Source organism: Rhizobium sp. WSM1328 (genome assembly GCF_057653715.1).
Map to the genome: position 1 here is coordinate 3,962,751 of NZ_CM172788.1, position 16,112 is coordinate 3,978,862.

At 61.8% G+C, this 16,112-nt stretch carries 9 protein-coding genes and 1 pseudogene; 4 read left to right on the plus strand and 6 right to left on the minus strand.

Annotation, left to right across the window (positions count from 1 at the left end; all coding sequences use genetic code 11):
- Positions 1–12: 12 nt before the first annotated feature.
- From AC2444_RS19775 to hemA, 5 genes are all read right to left on the minus strand, one after another.
- Entirely contained in the window at positions 13–876 is an 864-nt protein-coding gene (locus AC2444_RS19775) for a carbohydrate ABC transporter permease (protein ID WP_012759218.1), read from the minus strand.
- Positions 873–1,790: a carbohydrate ABC transporter permease gene (locus AC2444_RS19780; protein ID WP_012759219.1), complete on the minus strand. Its 918-nt coding sequence runs from the start codon at positions 1,788–1,790 to the stop codon at positions 873–875. Before AC2444_RS19780 ends, AC2444_RS19775 begins: the two co-directional genes overlap by 4 nt.
- Positions 1,791–1,864: 74 nt before the next feature.
- Positions 1,865–3,103 carry an ABC transporter substrate-binding protein gene (locus tag AC2444_RS19785; protein ID WP_012759220.1) on the minus strand — a complete coding sequence of 413 codons (1,239 nt, stop codon included), beginning with the start codon at positions 3,101–3,103 and terminating at the stop codon, positions 1,865–1,867.
- 54 nt (positions 3,104–3,157) lie between these two features.
- Complete coding sequence (locus AC2444_RS19790; protein ID WP_012759221.1) at positions 3,158–4,135, minus strand: LacI family DNA-binding transcriptional regulator; 978 nt, start codon at positions 4,133–4,135, stop codon at positions 3,158–3,160.
- Between the two features lie 360 nt (positions 4,136–4,495).
- The gene (gene hemA, locus AC2444_RS19795; RefSeq protein ID WP_012759222.1) at positions 4,496–5,710 is read right to left on the minus strand and encodes a 5-aminolevulinate synthase; all 1,215 of its coding nucleotides are present in this window, start codon (positions 5,708–5,710) and stop codon (positions 4,496–4,498) included.
- A 324-nt stretch (positions 5,711–6,034) separates the two neighbouring features.
- On the opposite strand from hemA, the gene AC2444_RS19800 reads away from it, so the two are divergent.
- The 3 genes and pseudogenes from AC2444_RS19800 to AC2444_RS19810 all read left to right on the plus strand — a co-directional run bounded on the left by AC2444_RS19800 (position 6,035) and on the right by AC2444_RS19810 (position 14,551).
- Positions 6,035–6,292, plus strand: coding sequence for a YMGG-like glycine zipper-containing protein (locus AC2444_RS19800; protein ID WP_012759223.1), 258 nt, complete (start codon positions 6,035–6,037; stop codon positions 6,290–6,292).
- A 169-nt stretch (positions 6,293–6,461) separates the two neighbouring features.
- Positions 6,462–8,390, plus strand: coding sequence for an autotransporter assembly complex protein TamA (locus tag AC2444_RS19805; protein WP_171815702.1), 1,929 nt, complete (start codon positions 6,462–6,464; stop codon positions 8,388–8,390).
- Positions 8,391–8,457: 67 nt separating this feature from the next.
- Positions 8,458–14,551 (plus strand): annotated as a pseudogene (locus AC2444_RS19810) (translocation/assembly module TamB domain-containing protein).
- Positions 14,552–14,614: 63 nt separating this feature from the next.
- Here the strand turns inward: AC2444_RS19810 and AC2444_RS19815 are convergent.
- Positions 14,615–15,052 (minus strand): Lrp/AsnC family transcriptional regulator, encoded by a 438-nt coding sequence (locus tag AC2444_RS19815; RefSeq protein WP_012759226.1) that lies wholly within the window; start codon positions 15,050–15,052, stop codon positions 14,615–14,617.
- A gap of 124 nt (positions 15,053–15,176) precedes the next feature.
- On the opposite strand from AC2444_RS19815, the gene rocF reads away from it, so the two are divergent.
- The gene (rocF, locus tag AC2444_RS19820; RefSeq protein WP_012759227.1) at positions 15,177–16,112 is read left to right on the plus strand and encodes an arginase; all 936 of its coding nucleotides are present in this window, start codon (positions 15,177–15,179) and stop codon (positions 16,110–16,112) included.

Here is a 16,112-nt window from a genome sequence, read left to right on the forward strand (position 1 = left end):
CTTTCTCTAAGATCATTTCACCGCGCCGGCCATCAGCCCGCGCATGTAGTAGCGTTGCAGGAGCAGGAAGACGATCAGGCAAGGGATCGTCATGACGACGACACCGGCCTGGACCGCTCCCCAGTTGATGGCGCCGAGCCGTCCGGCGCGAACCGCCGTCATCAGCACCGGCAGGGTGTATTTCTCATTGCTGGAAAGCAGCACCAGCGCAGCGAGAAACTCGTTCCAGGCATTGAGGAAGGCAAAGATCGCGACCGTCGCGACACCGGGAAGCACCAGCGGCAGAAGAACCCGCACCAGAAGCCGGAGGTCGCGCGCGCCGTCGATGCGCGCAGCCTCTTCGATCTCCTTCGGCACGGCGTCGAAGGCGTTGCGCATCATGAACACCGAGAAGGGCAGTTGCAGCGTCACATAGACGAGCGTCAGCCCAAGCAGCGAATTGTTGAGGCCGAGCTTTGCAAGGATGATGAAGAGCGGTGTCAGGATCGACTGGAACGGGATCATCAGCGTCGCGATGATCAGCACGAAGAGCGCATTCTTCAGCGGGAATCGATAGCGCGAGAAGCCATAACCGGCGAGCAGGCTGACAGCGACGGTGAGCACCACGGTGGCGACCGAAACGAACAGCGAATTGATCATGTGCCGCCAGATACCGGCGCCGAACGTGTCGAGCAGCGCGTAGGAATCGATGCTGACGCCTGAGGTCGGCCATGGCGGCAAGGGCGGCAGGCTGGCCTCCGTGCCATGCCGGAAGGACGACAACAGCGTGATCACGAAGGGGGCGAGAAAGAAGATCGAGATAGCGATGCCGGTCAGATGATAGGCCGACTTCGTCCGAATGGCCTTGCGCGCGCGGCGTTCCCTTGACGTGGTCATGGACGCTCCTCCCCGACGCGAAGCAGCCAGAGCTGCACGATGCTGATCGCCACCAGGATGGCGAGAAGCACGATCGACAGCGCTGCGCCATAACCGAGATTGAACGACACGAAGGACTGATTGAAGATGTAGTAGACCACCGAGATCATCTTGTTCTGCGGTCCCCCCGACGTCATGATGTAGAACTGGTCGAAGGCGAGGATCGAACCGGTGACGGAGACGATCAGCGCCAATGCGATCGTCTTGCGCATCAGCGGCAGCGTCAGATGCCGGAAACGCTGCCAGCGGCCGGCGCCGTCGATGCGGGCGGCCTCCGTCAGCTCGGACGGAATGGCCTGAAGCCCGGTCAAAAGAATGATCATGGTGAAGCCGGCGATTTTCCAGACGACCATCACCACTACCGTCAGAAAGGCGGTGTCGAAGGTCGCAAGCAGATTGGGGCTCTTTTCGACGAGGCCGAGCGCCTTCAAGGCCGGGCCGATGAAGCCGCTATCGACATTGGCGAGCCAGACCCAGAGCAGTGAGGCGGTGGCAAGGCCGACCACGACGGGCAGGAAGATGATCGTCCGGTAGGCGCCGACGAACTGCCGTTCCTTTTCGACGAAGATTGCCAGCGGAAAGGCGATGGCAAAGATCGCGATGGTGACGATCACGGTATAATAGGCCGTGAAATTCAGCGCCGTCATGAAACGGGTGTCGTTGGCCATGCGGACATAATTGTTGAAACCGACCCAGCGTGACGCCCCCATCAGCGGCCAGTTATGCAGGCTCATCCATCCGGTGAAGAGAACCGGCATGATGAAGAAGACGATGACCAGCGCCATGGCCGGCGCAATGTAGACGAGGCCGCGCCAGTTCGATCGGCGCCGTCGCTTGCGCCGAGGCAATAGAATCTCTGAACCGGAACCGGTCATCAAAACGCTCCGCATCTGTCGAGTGAAATTGGCCGGGAAGCTGCCACCGCTCCCCGGCCGCGGCCGGGAGAGAGTTATTGGCCGCTATCGATGATCGATTGCATCTCCGACTGGGCGCTCGAAAACGCCCCGTCGACATCGTCGCCGAAGATCGAGGCGTTGGTGAAGCTGGCCCAAGGCCCGTTGGCGCTGTTGATCAGGTCGTTGAACTGCAGCGTATAGGGTGTCTTGGCGACGCCGATCGCCTTCAGGCCGACCTGCATGCGCGGATCGAGGCCCTCAAGCACTTTGTCGGCGATATCGCCGCGCGTCGGCAGGCTGCCATACTTCGCCATGATCTTCTGGCCGTCCATCGAATAGATATATTCGAGGAACTCCTTCACCGCGTCGATCTTCTTCGTGCCCTTGGTGATGACGAAGTTGTCGCCGCCGGCAAAGGACGAGGGCTTGCCGTCGACGCCAGGAATGAGGGTCACGCCGAAGTTGATATCGGGATGCTCGGTTACCAGCGTGCCGATGGCAAAGGCGCCGAGGCTTTGCTGGCCGATCTTGCCGTTGGTGAAGGTCAGGAAGTTGGCGCCGTTGTCGCTGGCGGCACCCGCCGGTACGAGGTCCTTCTTGACCATGTTGCGGTAGATATCGACGGCCTTGCGCATCTCAGGCGTATCGAGCGTCGCCGTCTTGCTGTCGGCCGACAGAATATCAGCGCCGGCACCCCAGACAAGCGGCGTGAATGTGAAGATCATGCAGCCGCCGCAGCCGCCACCGGAGAAATAGAAGCCGTAGGTATCGTCACCCAGCGCCCGGATCTTCTCAGCATTGGCGGTAATTTCGTCCCAATTCGCCGGCGCTTTTTCCGGGTCGAGACCGGCCTTCTTGTAGAGATCCTTGTTCCAGGCGAAGACGGAGGTTTCGACCGAAAGCGGCAGGCCGTAAATCCGGTCCTGATAGGTGCCGAGGCGAACATGCGATGGCGAAAGCGAATTGAAATAGGGCAGGGATTTTGCCCAGTCCGTCAGGTCTTCCAGCTGGCCGGCCGCGGCAAAGGCGGGATTATAAATGAGATCCATCGACAAGGCATCCGGCGCCTGTCCGCCGGCGATTGCCGTCGCATATTTCTGTACCAGCTCGGAGAACGGCACCTCGGTCATCACGACCTTGTTCTCGTGACCGGAATTATAGGCTTCGACGACCTTCTTGAAGGCATCGCCAATCCCCGAGCGAACCCACATTTCGACATTTTCGGCAGCTGACGCGGCCGACACCAGACATAAGGTAGCGATGCTGGTCGCAGCCAATAGACGCTTGATCATGACACTCCTCCCGATATGGCGCATCTCCTCGCGCCTTTGCTCATTCTCTTGTTCTCATTCCCTTGGGGGCTTTCCCCCGCATGACTGCCGGACGATCAGCCGGCACGGCAATTTCCTCACTCCCGGCTCGACAGGCCGGCCTTCCGCAAGTGCAAGCACGGTCAATCCGGCTTGCCGCCCGAGCTCCTTCAGTTCCATGTCCACCGTTGTCAGCGGCGGCCGCGTCTGGGCCGCGACAATCTCCCAATTGTCGAAGCCGATGACCGAGACGTCCTGCGGCACCTTGACGCCGCGCTCGCGCAACGCATCCACAGCGCCGCGGGCGATCTGGTCATTGCCGCAGAAGAGCGCATCCGGTTTTTCTCCGGGTCTCTTCCAAAGCTGTTCGACCGCATCATGCCCCCAGCTTTCCGACCAGACGCCGTAGAGCACCGGCTCGCGGTGACCGGCCACCTCGTGATAGGCGCCGGCACGTTCCCGCACCGAGAAGAAATCCTGCGGCCCGGTGATGTGCGCAATCCGCCGCCGTCCGATCTTCATCAGCCATTCGACGGCCAGCTTCGCACCCTGCTCGTCGTCCGACCGGAAGGTGACACTGTTTTGCGCCCCCTCGGTGAACGCATAGACCACAGGCACATGCAAATTCGACAGATCGACAGGCAGGCGCCGGTCCAGGCGTTTTCCCGTCGCGATGATGCCGTCGACCTGTTTGTCCAGCATCGCATCGACATGGATCTGGGCGAGCGCCGGATCGTCTTCAATGGCGCACAGGAAGACCGAAACGCCGTGATCGACGAGTGCGTCCGAGATACCCGCCATGACAGGCAGCGTGAAACGGCCGTAAGTGTCGTTCGTCAGCAGCCCGATGGTGAAGCTGCGCTTGCTGAGAAGACCTCTCGCCAGCGCATTCGGCCGATATCCGATTTCGGCGGCGATCCGTTTCACCCGTTCGCGCGTTTCCGACCCCATCCGGCCGGTATCATTGAGAGCTTTCGACGCCGTCGAGATGCTCACCGCGGCAGCCGCCGCCACCTCGTGGATGGTGATCCTGCCTCTTTTTCCTCCCGATATGTTCAGAACATCCTCCTTCTGAAGTGACCTGAGAAAAGCTTTTACCAATCTCCATGTCAAGTGAGAAAAGGTTTTCTCATGCGACTCTAAAGCTGGGATCGGCAACGCAGCTTGCGGGAGGACGCAAGCACAGGAAAAGATCCACGCGCATCGGTCGGGCCGATTGCGATGTGTCATCGGTTTAAGACCAAGCGCAGAGCGGATGACCTTAAACGGGCAAGGGAGGTTTGTTGCAGCGTCTTGCGGGAGCAAGACCGATCGCTGTCAGAACCTCCAGTGGAGGCCCTGAACTACGGTTCGAACCGAGCGATCATCGAAAAATCAGGCGACGTGCCTTGCGAGCGCGCACCGCGACCAGAGCGAATGCAGCGCCTCGACCAGATGGGCAATATCGGCGTCGGAATGCAGCGGCGTCGGCGTGATGCGCAGGCGCTCGGTCTTCTTCGGCACTGTCGGATAGTTGATCGGCTGGACGTAGACGCCGCAATTGTCGAGCAGCAGATCGGAGATCCACTTGCACTTGGCCGCATCGCCGACCAGCACCGGCACGATATGGCTCGGATTGGGCATATGCGGAATGCCACGCTGGTCGAGCAGTGCTCTCAGCTTGCGGACACGATCCTGATGGCGGGCGCGCTCGAACTGGCTGACCTTCAGGTGCTGGATCGAGGCGGCGGCGCCGGCGGCAAGTGCCGGCGGCAGCGCCGTGGTGAAGATGAAGCCGGAGGCAAACGAGCGGATGAAGTCGCAAAGTGCCGTCGAAGCGGCGATATAGCCGCCCATCACCCCGAATGCCTTGCCGAGCGTGCCTTCGATCACGGTCAACCGGTCCATCAGCCCTTCGCGCTCGGCGATGCCGCCGCCGCGCGGGCCGTACATGCCGACGCCATGCACTTCGTCGAGATAGGTCATCGCCCCATATTTGTCGGCGAGGTCGCAGATCTCCTTGATCGGGGCGATATCGCCGTCCATCGAATAGACGCTCTCGAAGGCGATCAGCTTCGGCGCCTTCGGATCGGCGGCCTTTAGCTTGGCTTCGAGATCGGCCACGTCATTGTGCTTCCAGATCACCTTTTCGCACTTTGCATAGCGGATGCCCTCGATCATCGAGGCATGGTTCATCGCATCGGAGAAGATGATCAGGCCGGGGATCTTGGCGCCGAGCGTGCCAAGCGCTGCCCAGTTGGAAACATAGCCAGACGTAAAGATCAGCGCTGCTTCCTTGCCGTGCAGGTCGGCAAGCTCACGCTCGAGCATGACATGATGGTGGTTGGTGCCAGAAATATTCCGGGTGCCTCCCGCACCCGCGCCACAGTGGTCGATGGCGTTCTTCATCGCCTCGATCACCTTCGGATGCTGGCCCATGCCGAGATAGTCGTTGGAGCACCAGACCGTGACTTCCTTCTCGCCATCCGCGGTGTAACGCGTCGCGCGGGGAAAATTGCCGCGGTGACGTTCGAGATCGGCAAAAACGCGGTAACGGCCCTCGGTATGAAGCCCGTCCAGCTCGTTTTTGAAAAACGCTTCGAAATCCATCATATGCTCCAGTATCGCGCGGATGTTCTTGATGACTGGACGTCCGCGCGTCAATCCTTACCCTTTGCTTTAACATCAACTGCGGCAAAAGGCCCAGATTTTTGAATGATTCCAGATAAAAAATATGCAAGCCGCGATCAACGAAATTGATGCCGCAGAAGGCAGCCGAGTTTGCGGACCGAGCAAAAGGCGACCCAGCCCGATCGCAAAAAAATCAGCACACCGGATGGACAACCCTTTCTTCCGACATAGTTTTCGGTCTAGCCTGACAAAAAATAAAAGGGACGGCCTTTGCCCACTGGGCAACAACCTCGGAGAAAAAAGATGAAGAAAGTTGTCATACTCGCATTGATCGGCCTGTCGATCGCAAGCTGCACGCCGACGCAGCAGGGCGCCGGCATCGGCGCTGCATCAGGTGCCGTCATCGGCGGCGTAGTCACCGGCAACGTCCGTGGCGCGGCAGTCGGCGCCGCTATCGGCGGCGTGTCCGGCGCCCTCATCGGCAGCGTCGCCGAACAACCCGGCCAGTGCTACTATCGCGACCGCTACGGCCGCCGCTACATCGATAGTTGCCCGCGCTGAGAGCACTTGGAAATCGGTAAATTCAGGAAATCCCGGACACAGGTCCGGGATTTTTTGTGCTAAATTAGCGCGTTGGCAATTTAAAATGGTACACCCCGCGCGATTTTGTCGCTAAGCTGTTCACGGCTGGGCAACGAAGCTTCAATGTAGACATAACCAAAAGCGGCGGATGCGGATCAGAGGGACAGGCCCGAAAACAAGTACTGCGTATCGGCGAACAGGCACCATGATGGTGGTCGCAGCGGCAGCTGCGTTCTCACCGGTCCTGATCGGCGACGCTTACGCCTTCAAGCTTTTCGGCATCACCATTTTCGGTAAGGAAGAAGACGAAGGCGAACAGGTGCCCGATCCGGTGCGCTACCAGGTCGACCTCAAAGCCGATACCGCCGATCCCGACCTGAAAGAAGCGCTGGAAAACAGTTCCCGTCTCGTCAGCGACCAGAAGCAGCCGGTGTCCGGCGATCTCGGCGTGGTCGTCAAGGCGCGCGACGACCGTGAGCGGCTGATCGCCACTCTGTATGAAAAGGCCCGTTATGGCGGCTTGGTGACGATCACCATCGACGGCAAGAATATCGACGACCTGCCGCCCAATCCGACATTCGACCGGTCCGGGCCGATCCCCGTTACCGTCGACATTGCTCCCGGCCCCGTTTTCAAGGTCAGGGAGGTCCAGTTCGGCGGCGATGCCGCAAACCATAATCCCGCCGATTACGATCTCGCCCCCGGTGCGCAGGCCGGCTCGCTCGCCATCATCAGGGCCGGTGACAAGATCGTCCAACAATTGAAGAGCGAAGGCCGGCCGTTTGCCAAGTTGACCGAACGCAAGGTCGTCGCCGATCACAACAGCGATACCGTCGATATCGTCCTTGCTGCCGAAGGCGGTCCCATCGCCCCGATCGGCGATGTCGGAGTCACCGGCGAGAAGACCGTCAGGCCAGCTTTCATCCAGCGTTATTCCCGGCTGAACAAGGGCGAAGCCTATTCCCCGGAAGCGCTGAAAAAGGCTGGCGAACGCCTTCGCGCCCTCGGCGTCTTTTCGAGCGTCACCATCCACCAAGGGGATGCGCTGGCACCGGATGGCACCTTGCCGATGACGATCGAGGTTTCGGAAGGCAAGAGACGCTACTTCGGCGTCGGCGCGCAATATTCCACCACCGACGGCTTCGGCGTTCAGGGCTATTGGGGCCACCGCAACCTGTTCGGCGAAGCCGAAACGCTGAGGATCGAGGGAGCGGTCTCGCGGCTTGGCGAAACGACGGATGTCGGCAGCCTCGACTATTCCGCCGGCATCCTCTTCACCAAGCCCGGCGCCTTCTTCCCCGCCGCCACGCTGAAGGCCGGCATCATCGCCAAGACCGAAAATCCGGATGCCTATAACGCCACGCTCGTCACCGCCTCGCTCGGCCTTTCCTACGAGCTGACCGACCAGGACACGATCTCCGCGAGCGGCGAGGTCAGCTGGGAGCGCGACGACGACGCCTTCGGCACGAACGACTATCTGACCTTCACCTTGCCGATCCAATATGATCGCGACGCACGCGACGACAAGTTCAACCCGACAGAGGGTTATCGCGCGACGCTCTCGGCAAAGCCCGGCTACGAGATCTTCAACGCCACGCCCTATGCGGCATTCGAGGGCTCGATCTCCGGCTACTTGCCGTTCGGCCAGGAAGACGGCGTGGTGCTTGCCGGCAAGGTCGCCGCCGGCGTCCTGATCGGCGGCGATAGCATTGGGGACATTCCCGCCACGCAGCGCTTCTTTGCCGGCGGCGGCGGCTCGGTGCGCGGATACAGCTATCAGGAAATCTCGCCCTACAACGACAATGGCGATCCCACCGGCGGCCGCTCCTATGTGACTGGTTCGCTGGAAGCCCGCATCAAGATCACCGATACGATCGGCATCGTGCCCTTCATCGATGTCGGCACCGTATCGGACAGCACCTTTCCAGGTTTTTCCGATATTCGCGCCGGCGCCGGCGCCGGAATACGATATGCAACGCCTTTCGGCCCGTTGCGGCTTGATTTTGCCATGCCGCTGAACAAGTACGAAGATGGCACAGATTACGGAATCTACGCCGGCATCGGCCAATCCTTCTAGGGTTGCCGATTCCGCTCGTGTTTTCCGATCTGTGAGCCGTCATGAAAACGGGGTAGTGTTCGCGCCGATGCAAACGCTGACAAAAATCGTCAACTGGATCGTACGGCTCACCGGCTATGCCGTCGGCGCCACGTTGATTCTTGCCGTCGTCGCACTGGCGATCTTCGGCTTCACCAGTTTTGGCGCTCGCATCGTTACCGAAAAGATAGCCTCCACGCTTTCCAACCGCGACATGACGATCGAGGTTCGCGAACCGCAAGGCCTTTTGACCGGCGGGCTTCGCGCCGCCGAGATCTCCATCTCCGACACCAGGGGCGTCTTTGCGGAAATTCATGGCGTCGCGATCGACTGGAATCCGTTTGCGCTACTGACCGGAACCTTCCATGCCAAACGCTTCGAGATCGAAGCGATCAACGTGCTGCGCAAGCCGGTACGCACCCTGCCCTCGCGGCCCCAAGCTGAAAATTCCGGCGGATTCAGCCTTCCGATCAAGGTCGATGTCGACCGCATCGCGCTGCCCGATATCAAACTTGCCGCACCCGTTGCCGGCCGCGCCTTTGCGCTCGCTGCCGAAGGCAGCCTTTCGGCGAACGGCGATGGCGGCGAGGCCGTCGTCAATGTCAGCCGTCACGCGGTTCCGGATGCGCGGCTTGCCGCCGACATCGCTTTTGCGCCAGCCGAAAACCGGCTGCGGCTGAAGGCGCAGCTGTCCGAGCCGAAGGGCGGACTGCTGGCGGGCTTTCTCGGCCTGCCGGACAGCCCGGCCGTTAACATCGATCTCGATGGCCAGGGGCCGATATCCGATTGGAAAGGCAAATTGCAGGCCGCCCTCGACGGGCAGCAACGTGCCGCAATCGAAGCCCGGCACCAAATTACGGAAGACGGGCTGCACCACCTCGACCTCAAGGGCGGCGGTGACCTGAGCTCGCTGCTTCCATCGGCATTCCGGCCGCTTTTTGCCGGCCAGACCAATATCGATCTTGCCACCACCTTCGACAATCACGGCAAGATCGATATCCAGACCGGCAATATCGCCACCGGCAGCGTTGTGATCGCCGCATCGGGTACCCTCGATCCTGCCGGCAACAACAGCCTGAACGCCAATCTGCTCGGCACGTCGGGGCCTGTCGATTTCCGCTGGCCGCTCGCCGAAGGCGATGCCCGCTTCCTGATATCAGGCCTCAACCTGGCGCTGACAGGCGATGCGCAGACCGCCCGACTGAACGTCAGCGGCTCGCTCGACACCGCAACCCTGCCGCAGGCCACTATCGGCAACATCAAGCTGACCGCAAAGAGCGACGCCTTCAATCTCGCCGCCCGTTCCGGCAGCGTCCAGCTGCGCCTCGTTGCTGGCGATACGACCTTTACCGAGCCGAACCTCAATCGCGCCGTCCAAGGCCCGGTCACGATCGCCTCGCCGCTGCAGATCTCGCCCTCCGGCATCGGATTCAACGGCACCACCGTCGAAAGCGCCAATATCAACGGCGGCCTCAATGGCTCCTACCGGCTGGCGGACAAAGCGCTGACCGGCAACCTCAAGCTCACCATCAACCCGGCAGCCCTGCCGGCTGCGGTGACAAGCAGGTTCGACGGACCGATCTCGCTCGAAAGCCAGGTGGTCGGCACCATCCCGTCAAAATTCGCGCTGTCCAATCTCGTCCTGAAGTCCGGTACGCTCGAAGCCGCCGGCAACGTCGCACTCGATGGCGGGATGTTGAATGCCGATCTCTCGGGCCGGCTGCCTGACATCGGCAAGCTCATCCCCGGCGCCAGCGGTGGGGCGGGTTATGCGTTGAGAGTGGGAGGTGAGCTCCCGGCAATTTCCGTGACGGCCAATCTCAAGGCCGCCAGCCTTGAAATGGCAGACCGCACGCTCGGCAACCTCAATATCGACTTGTCGGGTCTTGCTGATCCCAAGGCGCCGCAGGGCAGGATCGCCGCCACCGGCACGATCGACGGCCAGCCGATCGGCATCAACGGTGATATAAGTTCGCAGGACGGCAAGACGAGCATCCCGGCGCTGACCGCCGATATCGGCGGCAACCGGCTGACCGGCAATGTGGAATTCTCGCCTACCCTGGAGCCAACAGCCGCACTGACCTTCGATTTCCCCAATGTCGGCCTGCTCGCCGCACTCGGCGGGCAGAAGGCCGACGGCGATCTCAAAGGGTCGCTCGGCGTCAGCAGCGATGGCGGCAGGATTGCGCTCAAGCTGCTTGCGACCGGCGGCTCGATCCGCCGTGATACGCTTGCGATCGTCAAGCCGGATATCGATGTCACGGTCAGCGATCTCAAAGCCCTTGCGGCAAACGGCACGGTCAAGGCCGAGGAGGTAAGTGCCGGAACGAACAGGCTCGCCGGCCTTTCGCTTAGGTTTACCAAGCAGCAAGACCATACCGATTTCGATCTCAATGCTGCCTATGACGGCAATCCCGTGCTGGCCGCCGGCAATATCGAGGCAGCGGACGGCACGATGCACCTGAACCTTGACCGGTTCTCGGCAAGCCCCCGCAATATCCCGATCGAGCTTGCCGCCCCGACGCAGGTCGCCGTCGGCGGCGGTGCCGCCAGCCTGAACGAACTGACGCTGAAGACCGGCACCGGTTCGGTGACCGTCACAGGTTCCGCCGGCGAAACGCTGAAGCTCGATGCAGACATCCGCGAGCTGCCGGCAGCCCTCGCCAACGGTTTCGTGCCCAACCTTTCAGCCGGCGGCACGATCTCCGGAACGATTGCCGTGACCGGAACACCGGCGGCACCGGTCGCCGATTTCAAGCTCGACTGGAAGGATGCGACGACGGGCCAGACCAAAGGCGCCGGCCTGGCACCGCTCGGCATCACCGCCGGCGGCAAATTCGCCGACAACAAGCTCGATTTCAACACGACGGTCGGCAGCAATGACGGCCTTTCGCTCAAGGCTGCCGGCAATGTCGCGCTCGCCGACCCGAAGGCACCGGTGCTTGATGTCAACGCCGATATCCTCAACCTGCCTGCGCGCATCGCCAATGGTTTCGTTCCCGATCTCGCCGCCGAAGGCACGATTACAGGAAAAGTGGCGGCCTCCGGTTCCCTCGCTGCCCCCACCGCCAATTTCGATCTCGATTGGAAAGGTGCTGCGACGAGCCAGACGAAGCGCGTCGGCCTTGCCGATCTTGGCCTCAAGGCATCCGGTAAATTTGCAGACAGCAAGCTCGATTTCGATACAGTGATCGGCGGCGCCAACCGCCTCTCGCTGAAGGCAAACGGCAATGTCGCCATCACAGGCACGACGATCGGCAACGTCAAAGTCGATGCCGTGCTGGCGAATGTCCCGGCTAATATCGCAAACAGCTTCGTCGCCGATCTCGCCGCCGAAGGCACGATCTCTGGAAAGATCTCGGCCACCGGGTCACTTTCCGCCCCGAGTGCCGATTTCGATTTCAATTGGAAAGACGCTGCGACGAGCCACACGAAACGTGCTGGCCTTGCAGCGCTCGGCTTGACCGCATCGGGAAAATTTGCCGAAAACAAGCTTGATTTCAATGCGGCGGTCAGCGGCGATAAAGACCTCTCCCTGAAGGCCATGGGCAATGTCGCATTGGCCGGTACGGCGATCGACAGCATCAAGGTCGATGCCGAGATCGCCAAGCTTCCGGCCAGCCTCGCAAACGCCTTCGTTCCCGATCTGGCGGCCGGCGGCACGATATCCGGCACTATGTCCGCCGCCGGGACCCCTGCCGCACCGAAGGCCGACTTCAAGCTCGACTGGGCGGATGCTGCGACCAGCCAGACCAGAAGCGCTCATCTCTCGGGCCTCGCACTTGCCGCATCCGGACGCTTCGCCGACGACCGGCTCGATTTCGATGCCAATCTCGGCGGCCGGGACGGCCTCTCGCTGAGGGCCGCCGGCAACATCGCGATATCAGGCACGTCAGTCCGCAACCTCGACGTCAAGGCCGATCTCGCCAACCTTCCTGCAGGCCTCGCCAACGGCTTCGTCCCCGGTCTTGCCGCTGAAGGCACCGTGTCGGGCACGGCATCCGCCTCCGGCGCGCTGCCAAAGCCAGCGGTCGATTTCAAGCTCGACTGGAAGAACGCCACGACCGCCCAGACCAAAAGCAGCGGCCTTTCGGGCCTGAGTGCCGCGGCATCCGGCAAGTTCGCCAACGATCGGGTCGGATGCCAACCTTACCGGCAAGGACGGCGTGTTGGCCAGGGCGACGGGCGGCGTCACGATCGCGGGAACGGCCATCCGGGACCTTTCGATCAATGCCGATATCCCGGCGCTGCCGGCAAATATCGCAAACGCCTTCGTTCCAGGACTCGGTGCCGAAGGCACGCTTTCGGCAAACGCCGTAACGTCGGGAACCCCGGCAAATCCGGTCGTCGATTTCAAGCTCGACTGGAAGGATGCCGCGACCAGCCATACCAAGGCTGCCGGCCTGTCCCGCCTTGCGTTGGCGGCGACCGGGAAATACGCCGGTGACAGGCTGGATTTCGATGCCGCCCTCAACGGCGGCGGCATTGCGCTGAAAGCTGCCGGCAATCTTGCCATCGCAGGCACGTCGATCCGGTCGCTCGATGTCACGGCGAATACCACCAATCTTCCGGCCGGCATTGCCAACGGCTTCGTTCCCGGCCTTGCAGCCGAGGGCGCGGTCTCGGCGACCGTAAAGGCCACCGGCGCGCTATCGGCGCCCTCCGTCGACTTCAAGGTTGATTGGAAGAACGCAGCGACGAGCCAGACAAAAGGTGCCGGCCTTTCGCCGTTCAGCATCGACGCATCAGGCAAACTTGCCGGAAACAGGCTGACGGTCGATACCAGTCTTGCCGGTGATGCCGGCATGTCGCTGAAGGGCGGCGGCAGCGTCGTCATCACAGGCAATCGCGCCATGGACATGCGCTTCACAGGCAATCTTCCTTTCGCCGTGCTCGGCGCCCCGCTTGCGCAACAGGGCCTCGTCGCCGACGGCGTCGCCACCGTCAATCTCCAGATCGGCGGAACGGCCGTAGCACCCGTCATCAACGGCACTGTCTCGACCAATGGCGCCAAGCTCGTCGACGTCCGGCGCAATCTTGCTGTCAACAATCTGACGGCAACCGTGACCTTCAATGGCAGCCAGGCCGTGATATCGCGCCTCAACGGCAGCCTTGGCGGCGGCGGCACGATTTCGGCCAGCGGCACCATCGGCATCCAGCCAGCCGGCGGCTTTCCCGCCGACATTTCGATCAAGCTCGACAAGGCAGTCTATGTCGATGGAACGCTTGTCGTCTCGACCGTCAATGGCATAGTCGGCCTGCGCGGGCCGATCACCAATGCGACGCTGAGCGGCAAGCTTCGGCTGGACAAGACCTCGATCACGGTTCCGGAAAAATTGCCGACCTCGCTGAGAGAAATCGACATCCGCCACAAGAATGCACCGCGCGCGGTACTTGCGCAGCTGCGCGATGACGGCGAGCGCAAACCCGGCGAGAAATCCTCCGTGATCACCCTGGATCTCGAAATCGATGCGCCCTCGCATATCTTCGTGCGCGGCCGCGGCATCGACGCCGAGCTTGGCGGCCTGGTGACGATCCGCGGAACGGCGGCTGCACCCATCGTGACCGGCGGTTTCACCATGCGCCGCGGCCGCATGACCATTCTCAACCGCCGCCTGGATTTCTCCGACAAGAGCCGGATCACCTTTGCCGGCGACATGACGCCGGCGCTCGATATGGAAGCGACCTCGGCCTCCGGCACGACGACGCTGACCGTCGACGTCGCAGGTCTCGCCACCGACCCCGCCATCACCTTTTCCTCCTCGCCCCAGCTGCCGCAGGACGAAGTGCTGGCGCAGCTGATTTTCGGCCAGTCGATGTCGAAGCTCTCGCCGGTGCAGATCGCCCAGCTCGCCGACGCCGTCAGTCAGCTGGCCGGCAACCGCTCCACGTCGCTTTTCGAAGGTCTGCGCAACCAGCTCGGCGTCGACGATTTCGACGTCAGCACCGATTCCAAGGGCCAGACGAGCGTCAGCGTCGGCCGCTATCTCAACGACCGCACCTATTTCGAATTGCAGCAGGGCGGTTCGGCCGGCGCCAAGGCGGTGATCAACCTCGATGTCGGCCGCGGCGTCAAGCTGCGCGGAGGGGCCGGCGGCAATGGCGAGGGCGAAGCCGGGATTGTCTACGAACGGGAATACTGATCCATCCCGCCCGAAGCTGGGCAGCGGTTTTGGACCGACGGCATGCAAAAGCTCTAACCCGGCTTAGAAACCCGTTTTGCTGGTCTTGAGAAGGATATTGGTCTCGGTCGAATTGATGCCGTTGACCAGCCGGATGCGGCGCAGCGTCTCGTCGAAGGAGGCGAGGTCGCGATCCTCGAGTTCGGCGATGAAATCCCATTTGCCGTTGGTGCTGTGCAGCGCGCGCACCTGCGGCAGGCCCCGCAACTGATCGGCCACCCTGTCGGCGAGCTTGCCGAGCACCTCGATCATGACGATGGCGCGAACGCCGGCGGAGCGCGTCTCATGGCCGGTGCGGATGGTGAAGCCGACGATGATGCCGCCGGCCACCAGCCGGTCGATACGGGCGGCAACCGTTGCCCGCGATGCGCCGGTCATCGCCGCAAGCGAGGAGACGGAAATCCGGGCGTTATGGCGAAGTGCACTCAGAAGTTCGGTGTCGAGATCGTCCACGCTGATCACTTTGTCAAAAATGGTTTATCAATTTGCGCAATCATAGTCCATTTCTGACACTTTTCCATCTTTTTGCCGCCAGCCCTTTATCCCACTATCGGTCGAAACAGGCCTCAACACGGAGCCCTCCAAAATGAATGCCCAATCGCGATCTGTCACCCTCATCGGCGCGCCGCTGGAAGAAGGCTCCGGCCGCAGAGGCGCTGCCATGGGCCCTGCGGCCCTGCGCATTGCCGGCGTCGACCAGACGCTGATCGAGCTTGGCCATGACGTTGCCGATCTTGGCGATCTCAGGATCGTACCGGCGATGGACCTGCCGAACCACCCGAAGGCCCACAATCTGAGGATCGTCGGTGCCTTCACCCGCGCGCTCGAAAGCAGCGTCCACGACGTCGCGGCCTCCGGCCGTTTCCCGCTGATTCTCGGCGGCGACCACAGCCTTTCCATGGGCAGCGTCTCCGGCATGGCCCGTTATGCCGCCGGCAAAGATCGCCCGCTCTTCGTGCTCTGGCTCGATGCCCATGCCGATTTCAACTCTCCGGCCACATCGCCTTCCGGCAATATTCATGGCATGCCCGTCGCCTTCTTTTGTGGCCAAGCGGAGTTCGCCGAGATCCTGCCGAAGGGCCGTCCGCTCGTCGACCCGAAGAATGTCTTCCAGGTCGGCATCCGTTCGGTCGATGCGCGCGAGCGCGAGGAAATCCACGAACACGGCGTCAACGTCTTCGACATGCGCGCGATCGACGAGCAGGGTATCGGCGCCACCATGCGTGAGATCCTCGATGTCGTCACCAAAGCGAACGGCCTGCTGCATGTCAGCCTCGATCTCGATTTCCTCGATCCCGAGATTGCGCCGGGCGTCGGCACGACGGTTCCTGGCGGCGCGACTTTTCGCGAGGCGCATCTGGTGATGGAAATGCTTTCGGACAGCGGCCTCGTCTCGTCGCTCGATCTCGTCGAGCTCAATCCGTTTCTCGACGATCGCGGCAAGAGCGCCCGCATCCTGGTGGAACTGACGGCAAGCCTCTTCGGCCGCCGCATCTTCGATCGTCCGACACGCGCCGCGTAA